Origin of the sequence: Maribacter sp. (genome assembly GCF_016744255.1) — a bacterium.
GTDB lineage: Bacteria > Bacteroidota > Bacteroidia > Flavobacteriales > Flavobacteriaceae > Maribacter_B.
In genome coordinates this window covers 1-16,349 of sequence record NZ_JADGES010000077.1, presented here as the reverse complement: position 1 = coordinate 16,349, position 16,349 = coordinate 1, and the positions used below count along the sequence as shown (strand labels likewise).

At 33.5% G+C, this 16,349-nt stretch carries 17 protein-coding genes and 2 tRNA genes; 11 read left to right on the top strand and 8 right to left on the bottom strand.

All coding sequences use genetic code 11. The features are described 5' to 3' along the window. Window positions 1–380 precede the first annotated feature (380 nt). From thrS to QZZ51_RS12425, 5 genes are all read left to right on the top strand, one after another. Entirely contained in the window at window positions 381–2,321 is a 1,941-nt protein-coding gene (gene thrS / locus QZZ51_RS12445) for a threonine--tRNA ligase (RefSeq protein WP_291870134.1), read from the top strand. Window positions 2,322–2,358: 37 nt separating this feature from the next. Continuing rightward, a complete protein-coding gene (gene infC, locus QZZ51_RS12440; protein ID WP_291870136.1) occupies window positions 2,359–2,907 on the top strand; it encodes a translation initiation factor IF-3 in 549 nt (182 codons plus the stop codon). Between the two features lie 124 nt (window positions 2,908–3,031). Further along, window positions 3,032–3,229, top strand: coding sequence for a 50S ribosomal protein L35 (gene rpmI, locus QZZ51_RS12435; RefSeq protein ID WP_291870132.1), 198 nt, complete (start codon window positions 3,032–3,034; stop codon window positions 3,227–3,229). Window positions 3,230–3,320: 91 nt separating this feature from the next. Then, on the top strand, window positions 3,321–3,665 hold the full coding sequence (rplT, locus tag QZZ51_RS12430) for a 50S ribosomal protein L20 (RefSeq protein WP_291870130.1): 345 nt from the start codon (window positions 3,321–3,323) through the stop codon (window positions 3,663–3,665). 217 nt (window positions 3,666–3,882) lie between these two features. Continuing rightward, window positions 3,883–4,680 (top strand): HAD family hydrolase, encoded by a 798-nt coding sequence (locus tag QZZ51_RS12425; protein ID WP_291870128.1) that lies wholly within the window; start codon window positions 3,883–3,885, stop codon window positions 4,678–4,680. Window position 4,681: 1 nt separating this feature from the next. Here QZZ51_RS12425 and QZZ51_RS12420 read toward each other — a convergent pair whose 3' ends face one another. The 6 genes from QZZ51_RS12420 to tgt all read right to left on the bottom strand — a co-directional run bounded on the left by QZZ51_RS12420 (window position 4,682) and on the right by tgt (window position 11,856). Beyond that, entirely contained in the window at window positions 4,682–5,944 is a 1,263-nt protein-coding gene (locus tag QZZ51_RS12420; protein WP_291870126.1) for an asparagine synthetase B, read from the bottom strand. A 94-nt stretch (window positions 5,945–6,038) separates the two neighbouring features. Further along, window positions 6,039–7,586: a replicative DNA helicase gene (dnaB, locus tag QZZ51_RS12415; protein ID WP_291870124.1), complete on the bottom strand. Its 1,548-nt coding sequence runs from the start codon at window positions 7,584–7,586 to the stop codon at window positions 6,039–6,041. 166 nt (window positions 7,587–7,752) lie between these two features. Beyond that, window positions 7,753–8,706, bottom strand: a complete 954-nt coding sequence (locus QZZ51_RS12410; protein ID WP_291870122.1) for an acetyl-CoA carboxylase carboxyltransferase subunit alpha — start codon at window positions 8,704–8,706, stop codon at window positions 7,753–7,755. Between the two features lie 63 nt (window positions 8,707–8,769). Further along, window positions 8,770–9,657, bottom strand: coding sequence for a DMT family transporter (locus QZZ51_RS12405; RefSeq protein WP_291870120.1), 888 nt, complete (start codon window positions 9,655–9,657; stop codon window positions 8,770–8,772). Beyond that, window positions 9,644–10,726, bottom strand: coding sequence for an LptF/LptG family permease (locus QZZ51_RS12400; RefSeq protein ID WP_291870118.1), 1,083 nt, complete (start codon window positions 10,724–10,726; stop codon window positions 9,644–9,646). Before QZZ51_RS12400 ends, QZZ51_RS12405 begins: the two co-directional genes overlap by 14 nt. After that, entirely contained in the window at window positions 10,726–11,856 is a 1,131-nt protein-coding gene (gene tgt, locus QZZ51_RS12395) for a tRNA guanosine(34) transglycosylase Tgt (RefSeq protein WP_291870116.1), read from the bottom strand. The genes QZZ51_RS12400 and tgt overlap by 1 nt, the downstream gene beginning before the upstream one ends. Before the next feature lie 248 nt (window positions 11,857–12,104). On the opposite strand from tgt, the gene QZZ51_RS12390 reads away from it, so the two are divergent. Then, window positions 12,105–12,692 (top strand): outer membrane beta-barrel protein, encoded by a 588-nt coding sequence (locus tag QZZ51_RS12390; protein WP_291870114.1) that lies wholly within the window; start codon window positions 12,105–12,107, stop codon window positions 12,690–12,692. A 90-nt stretch (window positions 12,693–12,782) separates the two neighbouring features. Here QZZ51_RS12390 and QZZ51_RS12385 read toward each other — a convergent pair whose 3' ends face one another. Further along, window positions 12,783–13,748 (bottom strand): hypothetical protein, encoded by a 966-nt coding sequence (locus QZZ51_RS12385; RefSeq protein ID WP_291870112.1) that lies wholly within the window; start codon window positions 13,746–13,748, stop codon window positions 12,783–12,785. Window positions 13,749–13,828: 80 nt separating this feature from the next. Here QZZ51_RS12385 and QZZ51_RS12380 point away from each other — a divergent pair, with 80 nt between their 5' ends. The 3 genes from QZZ51_RS12380 to QZZ51_RS12370 are packed head-to-tail and all read left to right on the top strand — an operon-like array spanning window position 13,829 to window position 15,279. Continuing rightward, window positions 13,829–14,200 (top strand): S4 domain-containing protein, encoded by a 372-nt coding sequence (locus tag QZZ51_RS12380; protein ID WP_291870110.1) that lies wholly within the window; start codon window positions 13,829–13,831, stop codon window positions 14,198–14,200. Next, window positions 14,187–14,768 carry a methyltransferase domain-containing protein gene (locus tag QZZ51_RS12375; protein ID WP_291870107.1) on the top strand — a complete coding sequence of 194 codons (582 nt, stop codon included), beginning with the start codon at window positions 14,187–14,189 and terminating at the stop codon, window positions 14,766–14,768. The genes QZZ51_RS12380 and QZZ51_RS12375 overlap by 14 nt, the downstream gene beginning before the upstream one ends. A 13-nt stretch (window positions 14,769–14,781) precedes the next feature. Further along, on the top strand, window positions 14,782–15,279 hold the full coding sequence (locus QZZ51_RS12370) for a phosphoribosyltransferase family protein (RefSeq protein WP_291870105.1): 498 nt from the start codon (window positions 14,782–14,784) through the stop codon (window positions 15,277–15,279). On the opposite strand, the gene QZZ51_RS12365 is transcribed toward QZZ51_RS12370, so the two are convergent. Then, on the bottom strand, window positions 15,271–15,786 hold the full coding sequence (locus QZZ51_RS12365) for a shikimate kinase (RefSeq protein WP_291870102.1): 516 nt from the start codon (window positions 15,784–15,786) through the stop codon (window positions 15,271–15,273). The genes QZZ51_RS12370 and QZZ51_RS12365 overlap by 9 nt on opposite strands. A gap of 139 nt (window positions 15,787–15,925) precedes the next feature. Here QZZ51_RS12365 and QZZ51_RS12360 point away from each other — a divergent pair. Both QZZ51_RS12360 and QZZ51_RS12355 read left to right on the top strand, forming a co-directional pair. After that, window positions 15,926–15,998: transfer RNA gene (locus QZZ51_RS12360), tRNA-Lys, on the top strand. Between the two features lie 100 nt (window positions 15,999–16,098). Next, a tRNA-Lys gene (locus QZZ51_RS12355) sits at window positions 16,099–16,171 on the top strand. The last annotated feature ends 178 nt before the right edge of the window (window positions 16,172–16,349 follow it).

Sequence of the window (16,349 nt, the reverse complement as noted above, 5' to 3'; positions counted from 1 at the left end):
AAATGTACACCTCTTTTCTATCCTAACAATGACTTTTATATACTTTTTTTGAGAAAAATTTTACATAATGCCAAAAACCCTTATTAACAAGATGTTAGAGAAAAACTAAAATAACATTCCTCTCTAAAAACAAACCACAACTCTTAAATAAACATAAAGAGCACCCTATATAATAAGCCTAAACCTTACCTCTCCCAACAATCATTCAACCACACAAACGTAAATCAAACCAAAAAATACACCCTATATAGCATAGAAAGACTAGGCACCCAACAAAGAAAGCTTGCTATTCCTTATACAATAGACTAAAAACATATAAAGTAAATTGTATGCATGAACTCAACATACTATCTTTGCTTCCTTATAGTTAAAAAGCAGGAATGATTAAGATTACACTACCAGATGGCTCTATTAAAGAATTCGCAAAAGGCGTTACTCCTATAGAAGTAGCTAAAAGCATAAGTGAAGGATTAGCTAGAAATGTAATTTCAGCAAAATTTAATGATACTATATTAGAAACAGTATCTCCAATAAATGAAGACGGAGCACTTACCCTCTTTACTTGGAATAATACAGAGGGCAAAAAAGCTTTTTGGCATTCTAGTTCTCATATTGTTGCGCAAGCAATTGAAGAACTATACCCTAATGCTAAATTGACTATTGGCCCTGCAATTGATAATGGATTCTATTATGACGTTGATTTTGGAGATAACAATATTTCTGAAAAAGACTTTGGAGCTGTTGAAAAAAGAGCAATCGAAATTGCAAGAGGCAAGCATGATTTTAAAATGCGTTCTGTTTCCAAAGCAGAAGCTCTTGAATTATACAAAACACAAAACAATCCCTATAAGGTAGAGCTTATTGAAAATCTGGAAGACGGAACAATAACTTTCTGCGACCATGATACTTTTACTGATTTATGTCGTGGAGGACATATTCCTAACACTGGTATCGTAAAAGCTATTAAAATATTAAGTGCAGCTGGCGCATATTGGAGAGGTGATGAAAAAAATACACAACTTACAAGAATATACGGCATCTCTTTTCCTAAACAAAAGGAACTTACCGAATACCTTCATTTACTAGAAGAGGCTAAAAAAAGAGATCACAGGAAATTAGGCAAAGAACTAGAACTTTTTACTTTTTCTCAAAAAGTAGGCGCAGGATTACCCTTATGGCTTCCTAAAGGCGCTGCTCTAAGAGAAAGACTAGAGCAATTCTTAAAGAAAGCTCAGAAAAAAGCAGGCTATGAAATGGTTGTAACCCCTCATATTGGACAAAAAGAACTTTATGTAACTTCTGGCCACTATGCCAAATACGGAGAAGATAGCTTTCAACCTATAAAGACCCCTAAAATGGATGAGGAGTTTTTATTAAAACCCATGAATTGCCCTCACCATTGCGAAGTTTATAATTTCAAACCTCATTCTTATAAAGACTTACCGAAGCGTTTTGCTGAATTTGGCACAGTATACCGCTACGAACAAAGTGGAGAGCTACACGGATTAACTAGAGTCCGTGGGTTTACACAAGATGATGCTCATATATTTTGTACACCAGACCAATTGGCCGATGAGTTCAAAAATGTGATTGACCTTACGCTATATGTACTAGGCTCTTTAGGTTTTGATAATTTTACAGCTCAGGTTTCAGTAAGAGACTTAAACAATCCCGATAAATATATTGGCAAAGTAGAAAATTGGGAAAAAGCGGAGAATGCCATTATTAATGCTGCAAAAGAAAAAGGATTAGATTTTGTTGTTAAAAGTGGAGAAGCTGCTTTTTACGGTCCAAAATTAGATTTTATGGTAAAAGATGCTTTAGGAAGAAGTTGGCAACTAGGAACAATACAAGTAGACTACAACTTACCTGAACGATTTGACCTTACCTACAAAGGCAGTGATAATGAGCTCCATAGACCTGTAATGATACACAGAGCTCCTTTTGGAAGTTTAGAGCGCTTTATAGCTTTAATGCTAGAACATACAGGCGGAAATTTTCCGTTATGGCTAATCCCAGAACAGGCTATTATCTTGCCAGTTAGTGAGAAACATGAAATATATGCAGAAAAAGTTTTTAATTCCTTAGAAAATAACGAAATTCGCGCTCTTGTAGACCGTAGAAATGAAACGATTGGCAAGAAAATACGAGAAGCTGAAATGAGTAAAATCCCATTTATGCTTATTGTAGGAGACAATGACCAAGAACAAAACACCATATCTGTTCGTAGACATGGAGGAGAAGATATTGGAGCCATTAGTATAGAGAAGTTTACGGACTTGGTAAATAATGAAATAAACAGTACCTTAAAGTCGTTCTAAAAAAAATAAGTTTAATTAAAATATTGAAGTCATAGCAATTCGAAAAAGATTTAGGCCACAACCTAGAAGGGAGAACAAAAACCCACATAAAATCAACGAACTCGTTATTTCCCCTAACGTTAGGTTGGTCGGAGATAATATTGAGGTTGGCGTATACACATTGCAACAAGCAATGGCAAAATCAGAAGAACTAGGATTAGATTTGGTAGAAATTTCTCCCAAAGCAGATCCTCCTGTTTGTAAGATTATTGATTACAAAAAATTCCTTTACGAGCAGAAAAAGCGCGAAAAGGTAATGAAAGCGAAAGCTTCCAAAGTTGTAGTCAAAGAGATACGATTTGGTCCTAACACCGATGATCATGATTATGAATTTAAAAAGAAGCATGCTGAAAAATTTTTAGCTGAAGGCGCTAAACTTAAAGCATATGTTTTTTTTAAAGGACGATCTATAGTGTATAAGGACCAAGGAGAAATTCTTTTATTAAGACTTGCGTCTGAATTAGAAGAATTAGGAAAAGTAGAGCAAATGCCTAAATTAGAAGGTAAAAGAATGACCATGTTCATTGCTCCAAAAACCAAAAAATAAGAACTAATATTTAATCTATTATAGATTTTAAAGATTAGAACATATAGCATACTGAGTATCTGCCTATTTAAACGTAGGCAGTTTCAGCATAAAAAAGTGAGATAATTTAATACAATAGGACAAAATGCCTAAACAGAAAACAAAATCCAGTGCTAAAAAGCGATTTAAGCTAACAGGTTCTGGTAAGATCAAGAGAAAGCACGCTTTTAAGAGTCATATTTTGACTAAAAAATCTAAGAAGCGTAAGCTTAAGTTAACACATTCAGGTTTGGTACACCAAGCCGATGTTAACAGCATAAAAGAACAATTACGCTTAAAGTAATTTTTCTTTTCGGTAAACAATTATTAACCCTGGAGTTAGGCAAATAAAAGAGTCGAGTATTCGCCCGCCTACTACAAAAACAATTTAAATTATGCCAAGATCAGTAAATGCAGTAGCTTCAAGAGCCAGAAGAAAAAAGGTGATGAAGCAAGCCAAAGGTTACTTTGGAAGACGTAAAAACGTTTGGACAGTAGCTAAAAATGCGGTTGAAAAAGCAATGTTATATGCTTACAGAGACCGTAGAAACAAGAAAAGAACTTTCCGTGCACTATGGATTACCAGAATTAACGCTGGTGCTAGATTACATGGAATGTCTTACTCACAATTTATGGGAAAAGTAAAAGCTAATAATATAGAACTTAACAGAAAGGTTTTAGCAGATTTAGCAATGAACCACCCAGATGCTTTTAAAGCAGTTGTAGAGCAAGTTAAATAAATTTAAGAACGTTATCTCACTATAAGAAAATCCGATTCTAACGAATCGGATTTTTTTATTTCTTAATTTTTTCTATATGGAATCCTCTGTTGTATTTAGATAAACGTATCTCTTTTTGAATATAAACCATTATGAAAATTCTAAGATAAAAAGATGAAAATAAGATTTACCACTACAAAATTAATCCCAATGAAATACCTTTACAAAAAACTAAAGAATGGATTTATCTAAAATAAAAATGGTTGTAACAGATATGGATGGAACCTTACTAAATTCTAACCATGAAGTAAGTAATCGTTTTTTTGAGTTACACCAAGGCTTAAAAGATAGAGGCATTCAATTTGTAGCCGCAAGTGGTAGACAATATGATAGTATAATAGACAAACTTTCGCCTATAAAGGATGATATAATTGTAATTGCAGAGAATGGCGGTTTTGTAATGCAACAAGATAAAGAACTTTTATCTACCCCTCTTCCTTTACCTATTAAGAACGATATACTGAACCTAATAGAGAACATGGAAGACATACACCCAGTTCTTTGCACAAAAAACAAGGCATACCTTTTAAATACCTCTACTGAATTCGCAGATAAATTGAAGGAGTTCTATTCTGCCTATGAAATGCTAAACGATTTAAGAGATTACACTGGTGAAGTTTTAAAAATAGCTATCTACCATTTTAAAAGTTCCGAAGATTATATTTATCCACATGTAAAACATTTAGAGCAAAATATTAAGGTAAAAGTATCTGGTCTAAATTGGTTAGACTTATCCGATGTTAATGCTCACAAAGGACATGCTTTAAAGAAAGTTCAGGAGCTTTACCATATTTTACCCGAAGAAACGATGGTATTCGGTGACTATAATAATGATTTGGAAATGCTAGCCATGTCTAAATATAGTTTTGCAATGGAAAATGCACATGAAAATGTGAAAAAAATCGCCAATTACAGTACCGATAGTAATGATAATTTTGGAGTAGAACGCATTCTAGAAAAGCTTATAAAGAACTGAATTACGTTTTCTGCTTCTTTTTTCTTGCAGCAGGAAATAATACATTATTAAGAATTAAACGATATCCTGGTGATGTGGGATGCAACTCTAATTCTGTTTTAGGGTCTCCTACCCTATGCTGATAATCTTCAGGGTCGTGCCCTCCATAAAAAGTAAAGAAACCTTTTCCTTTTATTCCATGAATATATCTTGCCTCTTCATTAATCTTATTCTCTCCCAAAACTAGCACTGTTGGCTTTATTTGCTCTCTTGCAAATGATGTGGTCTGCCCCATAAAGCCTTTCACCAAAGAAGTGTGGTTTTGACATAACATAGTTGGCACTGGATCCCATTTAGCAGAGAAATCCATCAAAGTAAAATAATCCGTTTCCTTAGATATACTTCTTCTCTTGCTAGTCATATCAATAGAAGAAAACTCGTATTGCAAAGGGTTCCTTTCTAAAACAAAATCTGTAAAAGCGAAAGATTTTTTATAATCTAATTTACTTTGGTAACTGGCTTCTGATGGATCACCATCAAACATTGGTTCGCAAATATCAACGCCATCTGCAGCTAAAGCTATATCAAAACTATCTGTTGCGGAGCACATAGCAAACATAAAACCTCCTCCGATTACATAATTTCTGATTTTTAATGCTACCGCCCTCTTTTCTTCTGAAACTTTAGAAAAGCCCAATTTTGTTGCTAAAGCTTCGGCATTTTGCTTTCCTTCAATATACCATGGTGTTGCTCTATAACTACCATAAAATTTTCCATATTGCCCTGTAAAATCTTCATGATGTAAGTGTAACCAATCATACAAGGCTAATTTATCTTGAATTACATCTTCATCATAAACGGTAACATATGGAATTTCTGCATACGTAAGTACCATGGTTACCGCATCATCCCAGGGTTGCTTACTTTTAGGAGAATAGACTGCTATCTTAGGAGCTTTTTCTAAAACTACGGCTTCTTGGTTTTGCGAAGGACTACTAATTTTTTGCAATACTGCATTCGCTTGACCGTCTGATAAAATTTCAAAAGAAACCCCACGTATTTGACATTCTTTACGAATAGCCTCCCCATCTGGAAGTAAAAAAGAACCACCCCTATAATTAAGGAGCCATTGTACTTTTTGTTGCTTTGCCAAAACCCAATAGGTTATTCCATATGCTTTTAAGTGGTTTTTCTGAGATTCTGCATCCATAGGAATTAGAATAACGGATCCCGACAAAGTGGATAACGAACAAAGAAATAGCAAAAAGAATACTATCTTTTTCATAAATGTTTTTAGTATAACCTATCCTCAAAGATAACTCAAAAACAAATAATTCCTATGCGTAAAACCATACGGACTACTAGAATATATTTAGCATCTAGAAGGGAACATCATTATTATCTGGAGAACCGTCGTTCATAGAACTACCAAAAGCCTCATTAGCATTTGGGAGATTTTTAGTAATGAATGGGTTATCATCCTCCTCATTCATTTTAGATTGGAATTCAAACGGAGAATCGAAATCATCTAAATTATCGAACTTACCTTGGTTACCGATAAACTTAAGACGAATATTCTCTAAACCACCATTTCTGTGTTTTGCAACAATGAATTCGGCTTGCCCAGCAGTAGGACTTTGTTCATCATCATCCCACTCATCAATCTTATAATACTCTGGTCTATATATAAAAGAAACAATATCGGCATCTTGCTCAATTGCTCCAGATTCCCTTAAATCGGATAGTATTGGTCTTTTACTTCCTCCACGAGTTTCCACAGCACGCGATAACTGCGAAAGTGCAATTACAGGCACATTTAGTTCTTTTGCTAAAGCTTTTAGGTTCCTAGAGATAGTAGATATTTCTTGTTCTCTATTTCCTCCTCCTTTTTGACTACCACCTGCTGTCATCAACTGCAAGTAATCAATCATAATCATTTTTATATCGTGTTGCGAAGCCAATCTTCGACATTTTGCTCTTAAATCGAAAATAGATAATGAAGGAGTATCATCTATAAACAAAGGTGCCGCCTCTAAAGACTTAACCTTTACATTTAATTGCTCCCACTCGTGTTTCTCTAATTTTCCTGTTCTTAATTTTTCAGAGGACAGACCTGTTTCCGATGATATTAATCTTGTTATTAACTGTACAGAAGACATTTCCAGGGAAAAGAATGCAACTGCGGTATTAGAATTCACTGCAATATTCCTTGCCATAGATAATGTCAAGGCTGTTTTACCCATACCTGGACGTGCAGCAACAATAATTAAATCACTCGGTTGCCAACCAGAAGTAAGTTTATCTAACTTATCGAAACCAGAAGCAACACCACTCATTCCTTCTTTACCTGCTATTTCTTCAATACGTTTTTTAGCTTGTATAACTAAGTTCTGTGCCGTTTCTGCCGAACGTTTAAGGTTACCTTGTGTTACATCGTATAATTTAGACTCCGCATTGTCTAATAAATCGAAAACATCTGTAGACTCATCATAAGCAGCTTCAATAATTTCTCCTGATATTTTAATTAAACTACGCTGAATAAATTTTTGAAGAATTATACGTGCATGAAATTCAATATGTGCAGAAGAAGCAATCTTTTGGGTAAGTTTTATCAGGTAAAAATCACCTCCTGAACTTTCTAACTTGCCATCTTTCTTTAATTGCGTGGAAACGGTTAATAAATCAATAGGTTCCGAGGTTTCGAACAATTTAAAAATAGCCTCAAAAATGTTTTTATGCGCTTCTTTATAAAAAACATCTGGATGAAGAATATCTATAACATCATCTACCCCCTTTTTATCAATCATCATAGCCCCAATCACAACCTCCTCTAAATCAACTGCTTGAGGTGGTATTTTACCTCTTTCTAAATTAATTAGGGTAGATTTATCTATTTTACGACCAATAACTGGGTTCGGTTTTTCCATGAATACGAAAATATACAATTAACCTTTAGTTAATGTGGATTTCTATGTTTACGATATCCACAGTTGACTAAGATTATCTGTTAATAAGTTACAAAATTATGTTGATAACAAAAAAAATCCGGAATTAAAATTTTCCGGATTATACGAAACAAGATAAAACATGCGGTTAGCCATTAAAGACACCCATATTTGCATATTTATCCATTCTTTTATTTACTAAATCTTTTGGTGATAACTTTTTTAATTCTTCAAAATGTTCAACTATTTTGTTTTTTACGGTTTCAAACGTTTCTTCTCTATTAGAATGAGCTCCACCGGCTGGTTCTTTTACAATCTCATCGACAATACTCATTTTTTTCATATCAGGAGCAGTTAATTTTAAAGCATCTGCTGCTTGTTCTTTAAACTCCCAACTTCTCCATAAAATAGAAGAACAAGATTCTGGAGAAATAACAGAGTACCATGTATTCTCTAACATTAAAACAGAATCACCTACTCCTATACCCAAAGCTCCACCAGAAGCTCCTTCACCAATAATAACGACTATAATTGGTACTTTAAGGCGTGTCATCTCCAAAATATTACGCGCAATGGCTTCTCCTTGACCGCGTTCTTCAGCCTCTATTCCTGGGTAAGCGCCTGGAGTATCTATTAAACAAACTACAGGTACATTAAACTTTTCGGCAGATTTCATTAATCTAAGTGCCTTTCTATACCCTTCTGGGTTTGCCATACCAAAATTACGGTATTGCCTAGTTTTTGTATTATATCCTTTTTGCTGACCAATAAACATAAAACTTTGGTCATTTACTTTTCCTAAACCACCAATCATTGCCTTATCGTCTCCTACATTTCTATCGCCGTGTAATTCTAAAAAAGAACCTCCACAAATGGCATTAATATAATCTAGTGTATATGGTCTGTTTGGGTGCCTTGATAATTGTACACGTTGCCAAGCAGTAAGGTTTTTATAAATAGCCTTACGTGTCTCTGTTAGCTTTTTCTCAATTTTCTTGCAGGTTTGGGTAACATCAACATCGCTCTCTTCTCCAATAATTACACACTTATTTAACTGTTCTTCCAGTTCTTTAATAGGAAGTTCAAAATCTAAGTATTCCATAAGTCAAATAGGTTTCGTTAGTTTATGCGAACAAATATAAAACTTTAAAGTAAATGGTCTCCCTTAGTTATTCTTTAATTTTTTTCTATTTTTAAGAATAGCGTTTGCAATCACGGTTCCAAATATAATAAGGGCGCCAATATAAAACATAGGGTTTAACTCTTTGTTTTCGCCAAGAATAATAAAGGCCAATAAAATACCATATACCGGCTCTAAATTCGTGGTTAGCATTACCGTATAAGGAGATAAAAAACGCATTACCTTTACAGAAGCTATAAAAGCATATGCCGTACAAACGGATGCTAGAATAAAAATATACAACCAATCTATACCTGAAACATTAAAAAAGTCTTGGGAAAATTCTCCTGTAATCAAAAAATAAACAGATAAAAACGCTACTCCTGCACCTAGCTCAACAAGAGATATAACCGAAGGTTTATCTGTTTTCACCAACTTTCCGTTTATTATTGAAAAAGTAGCTGCTAAAAATGCTGATATTGCCGCTATAACCATTCCATACCAGTGTGCTGAATCTACTCTAAAAATTAAGTATAAGCCCAGTATAACAATGGCTCCAAAAAGGATTTCATATTTTATTATTTTTCTACCATACCAAATAGGCTCTAGTAATGCTGTAAAAAATGCTCCAAGAGACATAGTTGCCAAAGCAATAGATACACTTGAAACTTTAATTGCCATGAAGAAAGAGACCCAATGCAGCGCTACTATAACTCCTCCAAAAACCATCCACAAAAAAGATTTTTTAGATAATTTAAAATGCATTTTTGAAACTAAAATATAACCTGCAATTAAAAGAGATGCAATTAACATGCGAAACCAAACTAGCCGTAAGGCATCAATGATTATAAGCTTTCCTAGAACCGCTGTAAATCCCCATACAAAAACTATGAAGTGAAGGTGAATTAAGTTTTTAAACCTATCGCTTTGCATTCTGTAATAGATAAAATGCAAGCAAGCCAAAAACCACATTAGGAATAACCACTGCTAATAACGGTGAAAAACCAGATTGCTCTGCTAAGACCCCAAAAACCTTATCAAAAAAGACATAGATAAAAGCTACTAATATCCCAAATGCCAAATTAATACCCATACCGCCTCTTCTCTTTACAGAAGAAACAGCCACTGCAATTATAGTCAAAATAAAAGCTGTTAAGGGCAAGGCCCATCTTTTATACTTTACTAAAATATAGGTATTAATGTTAGATGCTCCTTTCCTTTTTTGGCTTTCAATAAAGGTATTAAGCTCGAACAAATTTTTGGTCTCCGCTACATAAGAAACAGGTGTTAAATCGTCTATTTTAAAAGTAAATAACGTATCTAATCTTCTTTTACTTTCAATAATAGCTGTATCCCCGACAATAGTTCTTTTTTTATAGGATGTAAGTCTATAAACACTATCCTTTTCTACCCATCGAATATTAGATGCTGCTATTTTAAATTCTAAATTGTTTTCTTCATCAAAACGCTCGTAAGAGAAATTATGACCAATCTGTCTTGCAGGGTCAAAACTACTTACGTATATAAAATCTGTTTCGTTTAATTGATTGTATATGTTATTCGTAACACGATCTTTTTTTCCTTTTTTTAGGTATTTATACTTAAACTCATTAAACCCAAGGCTTGCTTTTGGCACTAAAAACATGGCCGTAAAAAACATAAGAATAGCAACAAAACTTGCCCCTATTAAATAAGGCCTTAAAAAACGATTGTAAGAAACCCCTGAGCTAAGAATAGCAACAATCTCTGTGTTATTCGCTAATTTTGAGGTGAAAAAAATTACCGATAAAAACAAAAATATAGGAAATAACAAACTCCCTATATAAACTGTAAAATGTAAATAATAGATAACAATTTCATTGACTGGCGCCTCATTATCAATCATTTTGCCTATTTGCTCCGCAAGGTTCGCCATGATACCAATAGGGATAAAAAGCAATAACATAACCGTAAAGGTGGCCAAATATCGTTTTAATATGTATCTATCTAGTATCGTTAGCATTACAATCTTTTATCCATTTGTTTTACCATCCCATCTTTCCAAACTCTAAAGTCTCCTGCTAATATATGTATTCTAGCTTCCCGAACTAACCACATATAGAACCCTAAATTATGAATAGTAGCTATTTGTTTTCCTAGATATTCATTGGCTGCAAACAAGTGTCTTAAATATGCTTTTGTATATTCTCTATCTACAAATGTGGTTCCATCTGGGTCTAGCATGGAAAAATCGTCTTCCCATTTTTTATTTTTTATATTTATTGTTCCGTGTGCTGTAAATAACATTCCATTTCTGGCATTACGGGTTGGCATCACACAATCGAACATATCGATACCTAAAGCAATATTTTCTAAAATATTAATTGGCGTCCCTACTCCCATTAAATAACGTGGCTTGTCTTCTGGCAAGACTTCGCAAACTACTTCTGTCATGCCATACATTTCTTCTGCTGGCTCACCAACAGAAAGACCTCCTATTGCATTACCCTCTGCTCCTGCATTTGCTATATATTCGGCAGATTGTCTACGTAAATCTTTATAAGTAGACCCTTGTATGATAGGAAAAAATGTTTGCGCATAATCATACTCAAAAGGAGTTTTATCTAAATGCGTTATACATCGATTTAACCATCTATGTGTCATATGCATAGAACGTTTAGCATAATTATAATCGCATGGATAGGGGGTGCACTCATCAAAAGCCATAATAATATCTGCTCCGATAACTCTTTGTATTTCCATTACGTTTTCTGGAGTAAACATATGGTAAGAACCATCTATATGCGATTTAAACTTTACGCCTTCTTCTTTTATCTTCCTATTAGAAGAGAGAGAATATACTTGGTACCCTCCACTATCGGTTAAAATATTACTATCCCAACCCATAAATTTGTGCAAACCTCCTGCCTTTTTTAGGATAGGAGTTTTAGGCCTTAAAAATAAATGATAAGTGTTCCCTAGAATAACATCTGGCTTCACTTCTTCTCTTAGCTCCTTCTGGTGTACTCCTTTTACAGAAGCCACAGTGCCTACTGGCATAAATATAGGAGTCTCTATAGTCCCATGATCGGTGACCATTGTTCCTGCTCTAGCCTTGCTATGAGGATCGGTATGATGTAATGTGAATTTCAAATCTTAATTTAAGTTCACAAATATAATCAACTAAGCCGCATAAAAAACCTAAGAAAAAGATAAAGATGAAAACCCAAGTAAAATATAGCTTTCCATGCTTAAAAATAATACATTTTATCTAAATGTTAATTACACCTAAGGTTGTATAACTTCAACAATAATCAACTATAGGCTTCGTTTACCTATTTGAGAAGAAATAAACAATAGTATCCTTTTTGTACTATTAAACTATTTAAAAAATGAACATTATGAAAAAAGCAATTCTATTAGCAGTAATGACTTTACTCAGTTTTTCTGCCTTTTCTCAATCCGATTCTGGATTTGGAATAATCGGTGGACTTAATTTTAATGCGAATGGCGATTACGTAGCTTCTGCTACAGATGCCGCTGAAAACCCAGATAGAAATATTGGATACCATGTTGGTATTTATGGGAAATTAGGTAGCAAGCTTTATGTAAGACCCGAATTAATTTACACGAAAACAAAATCTGATTATAACGGAGATGCTTTTGACATGAGCAAGTTAGACGCTCCTATTCTGATTGGCACTAAAATAATTGGTCCTTTACATGTATTTGCTGGGCCTGCTTTTCAATACATTTTAGATTCTGAATTTGATGGTGTAACTATTAATGATATTGAAAACGATTTTTCCGTAGGTTTACATTTGGGTGTAGGTGTTAATTTAGATAAATTGGGTATCGATGTACGTTATGAAAAAGGCTTAAGTAGCAATGAAGCTACCTTTGTAAATACTAATATTACGACCTTACCAGAAAGCAAATTAGACACAAGACCGGATCAAATTATTGTAAACTTATCTCTTAAATTATAATAGCTAAATTTTTATTCAATAAAGGCACTATACAAAAAGACCAGAAAGCAATTGCTTTCTGGTCTTTTTGTATAGTGTAAATTACTTTTCTTATTTGTTATCTGGATCTAAGTAATCTGGTATTCCATCATTATCCGTATCTGGATAAGGTGGCATTACAATCATATTTCCATTATCATCCTCTATTTCCTCTCTAGTTAGTGTTCCATCACCATCATCATCCGTATCTAAATAATTTGGAATATTATCTTCATCTGTATCGTCATTAAGAAGATTACCATCTTTATTTATATCCTCCTCTATACTCGATATTCCATCCCTATCATGATCTGCAGTATTAACTGCCAATAAATTTATTTTAAAAACAAGAGGAGCATAAAATTCTCCAGGCTGATTACCAGAAAAATATGCCAACCCAGATGGCATAAAAATCACACCAACACCATAACCTAAAACCTCAAAGGTGCCATCTCCGTTTTCAACAACACTTGCTCCGGCTTTTAAGTTGGGCATTCCATTTTTAAACCCTTTAATACTACCAGGATTTTCTTTGGTTAAAGACCCTTGCAAATCTAGCCATATAGGCGCACCCAAGGCACTATCAAAAACATAACCATTAAGTCTTGTACCTTCATAATTAACATAAACAGAGTCTACAGCTGTAGGATTTTCTCCTTCTCCTTTTTTTACCTCTAAATAATACAACTTATGCTCTACATTAGTTTCTCCATCATCCAAACCTAAATCCTCTGAATTTAATTTTACAATTTGAGTTTTCAGTGTGCCGAAGTCTTTAATTGAAGTTTTATCTGCATTATCCCCAGCAATAGTATCTAGCTTAATCTTATAATCAAAATCAGCTGGCGGATTAGCAAACTCCTCATAATTATAAAAGTGTGTTTCTAAATATTCTATTATTTCAGCATCATCTTCAATCGCGACTTCACTTAATAATCTTGGTGGTGCTGTTTTTGCTTTACCTCCATCATCATCTTTTTTACAAGACCATGCAAATACAACAAATGTTACTAGTGCTAAAACTTTATTCAATTTCATCAAAAAAATATTTTAAACGACGAAGATACAATTTTCCCTTATTTTTGTAGAGGACGTTAACAAAGAATTTTAATTCAAAAATGCGCATAGACAAATACTTATGGAGTACGCGGTACTTTAAAACCAGAAACATTGCTACAACAGCATGTAAAAAAGGGCATATTAAAGTAAATGACCAAGTAGTAAAACCGTCTAGGGAAGTATTTCCTACAGACAAGCTAATTGTCCGTAAAGAACAAATAAACTATGAGCTAGTAGTTTTAGACATACCCAAAAGTAGGGTTGGTGCTAAGTTAGTAGACATTTACAGAAAAGACACTACCCCTAAAGAAGCTTTTATACATGATGAACTTTTACAACATGCCAAAGACCATTACAGAAAAAGAGGAACTGGTAGACCTACAAAAAAAGAAAGACGAGAAATTGAAGACTATTTAGATGAATCTGAATAAAGAATTTTGGGAAAATAAATATAGAAATGAAGATACTGGCTGGGATATTGGGTCCATTTCTACCCCTTTGAAAGAATATATTAGTCAATTAAACGATAAGGATATTAAAATTTTAATACCCGGAGTTGGTAAAGGCCATGAAGTAATTTATCTTCACGAACAAGGCTTTACCAATGTTTATGTTATTGATATTGCGCACCAACCTTTAAATCATATATTAAGCTCTGTCCCTAACTTTCCTAAGGAACACTTAATTCAGGATGATTTTTTTAATTTACAATTGACGGATTTTGATTTAATATTAGAGCAAACTTTCTTTTGTGCTCTTGATCCAGTACTCCGAAATAAATATGCAACAACCATGCATCATTTATTAAAGAAAGAAGGCAAATTAGCTGGACTCCTATTTGATTTTCCTAAAACAGAAAAGGGACCGCCATTTGGGGGATGTATTAAAGAGTATAAAAATTTATTTTCTCCCTTATTCACCTTAAAAACACTCGAAAAAGCATCAAATTCTATTTTACCTAGAGCCAATAGGGAACTCTTCTTTATCTTTGAAAAGTAATTTAAGCTAGACCATGGAAAATACCATTTTAACGCACAAACAAATTCAGCATAAAATAAAGCGTATTTCTTATCAAATTTACGAAGCTAACGTAGAAGAAAAAGAAATAATAATTGCTGGTATTGAAGGTGTTGGCCTAAAACTAGCTAAAAAAATACAAAACGTGCTACGTAAAATTACGGATGCAAATATTATACTTTGCAAAGTAACTATGGATAAAACAAACCCGCTAGAAAGTGGTGTTACAACTTCTATTAGTGAAACCGATTACACTAACAAATCCATCGTTTTAGTCGATGATGTTTTAAACTCTGGCACGACTCTTATTTATGGAGTGCATCATTTTTTAAAAACACCCTTAAAACAATTAAAAACAGCTGTATTAGTTAATAGAAATCATAAAAAATACCCTGTTAAGGCAGATTATAAAGGAATTTCTTTATCTACCTCTCTACAAGAGCATGTTCATGTTGTTTTAGAAGCTAGTAATGACCGCGTGTTTTTAGACTAAAACTTCCGAAATATTTTTAACCACTTCTTCTACACTATTCTTATTTACAGTAACAGTATGGTGTGCTTTAGTATAAAAATAACTTCTTTCGAACATGTGCTTACCAATAAATTCTGCCATTTCTTTATCATTAATATCTTTTATTAATGGTCTATGCTCTTTTTCTAAAGAAAGACGCTCTACAAGTTCTGCAATACTCACTTTTATATAAAACACATTTTTTGTGGCAGCAAGTATCGTATTCATATTCTCCCCATAACAAGGTGTGCCTCCTCCTGTAGAAAGAACTACATTATCGTTATTAGAAAGTACTTCTTCTAAGTATTGAAATTCCTTTTTCCTAAAATAAATTTCTCCATTCTCTACAAATATTTTGGAGATACTTTTTTCTTCGGATACTTCTATATAATCATCTAAATCTAAAAATTTTAGATTCATTTTTTTTGCAAGTAACTTACCTACAGTAGTTTTACCACTACCCATATAGCCCACTAAAACAATTTTCATTTAGAATAATTTTATGCAAAATTCAGCTAATTAATAACCATTTCAAAGAATTTTAAAATTTCTTTAAAATACGCTTGTAAAATTAATTAAACGTATTATATTTGCACCCGCAATAAGGATTTTAGTTCTTTAAAATTATGACCTGGTAGCTCAGTTGGTAGAGCATCTCCCTTTTAAGGAGAGGGTCCTGGGTTCGAGCCCCAGCCAGGTCACAGATTATTAAAAGCCTCTTTTTAGAAGGGGTTTTTTTATTTAAATATGTGACTGTATTTTTTTGTAAATATTTAAACACATTACGTTCTTTAAAATTATGACCTGGTAGCTCAGTTGGTAGAGCATCTCCCTTTTAAGGAGAGGGTCCTGGGTTCGAGCCCCAGCCAGGTCACTACAAATACAACATATAAAAAGCCTATAAATTAATAATTTATAGGCTTTTTTTATTTTACAGCACCTTAGAATTTAATGGATCAAGCCTAATTGTTGTGTTTAGGCAAATATTCTAGTTAATCTAAAGAGGAAGAATTCTACGTTTTTTACTCCTCTGAACTGTGCTCTGAAAGCTT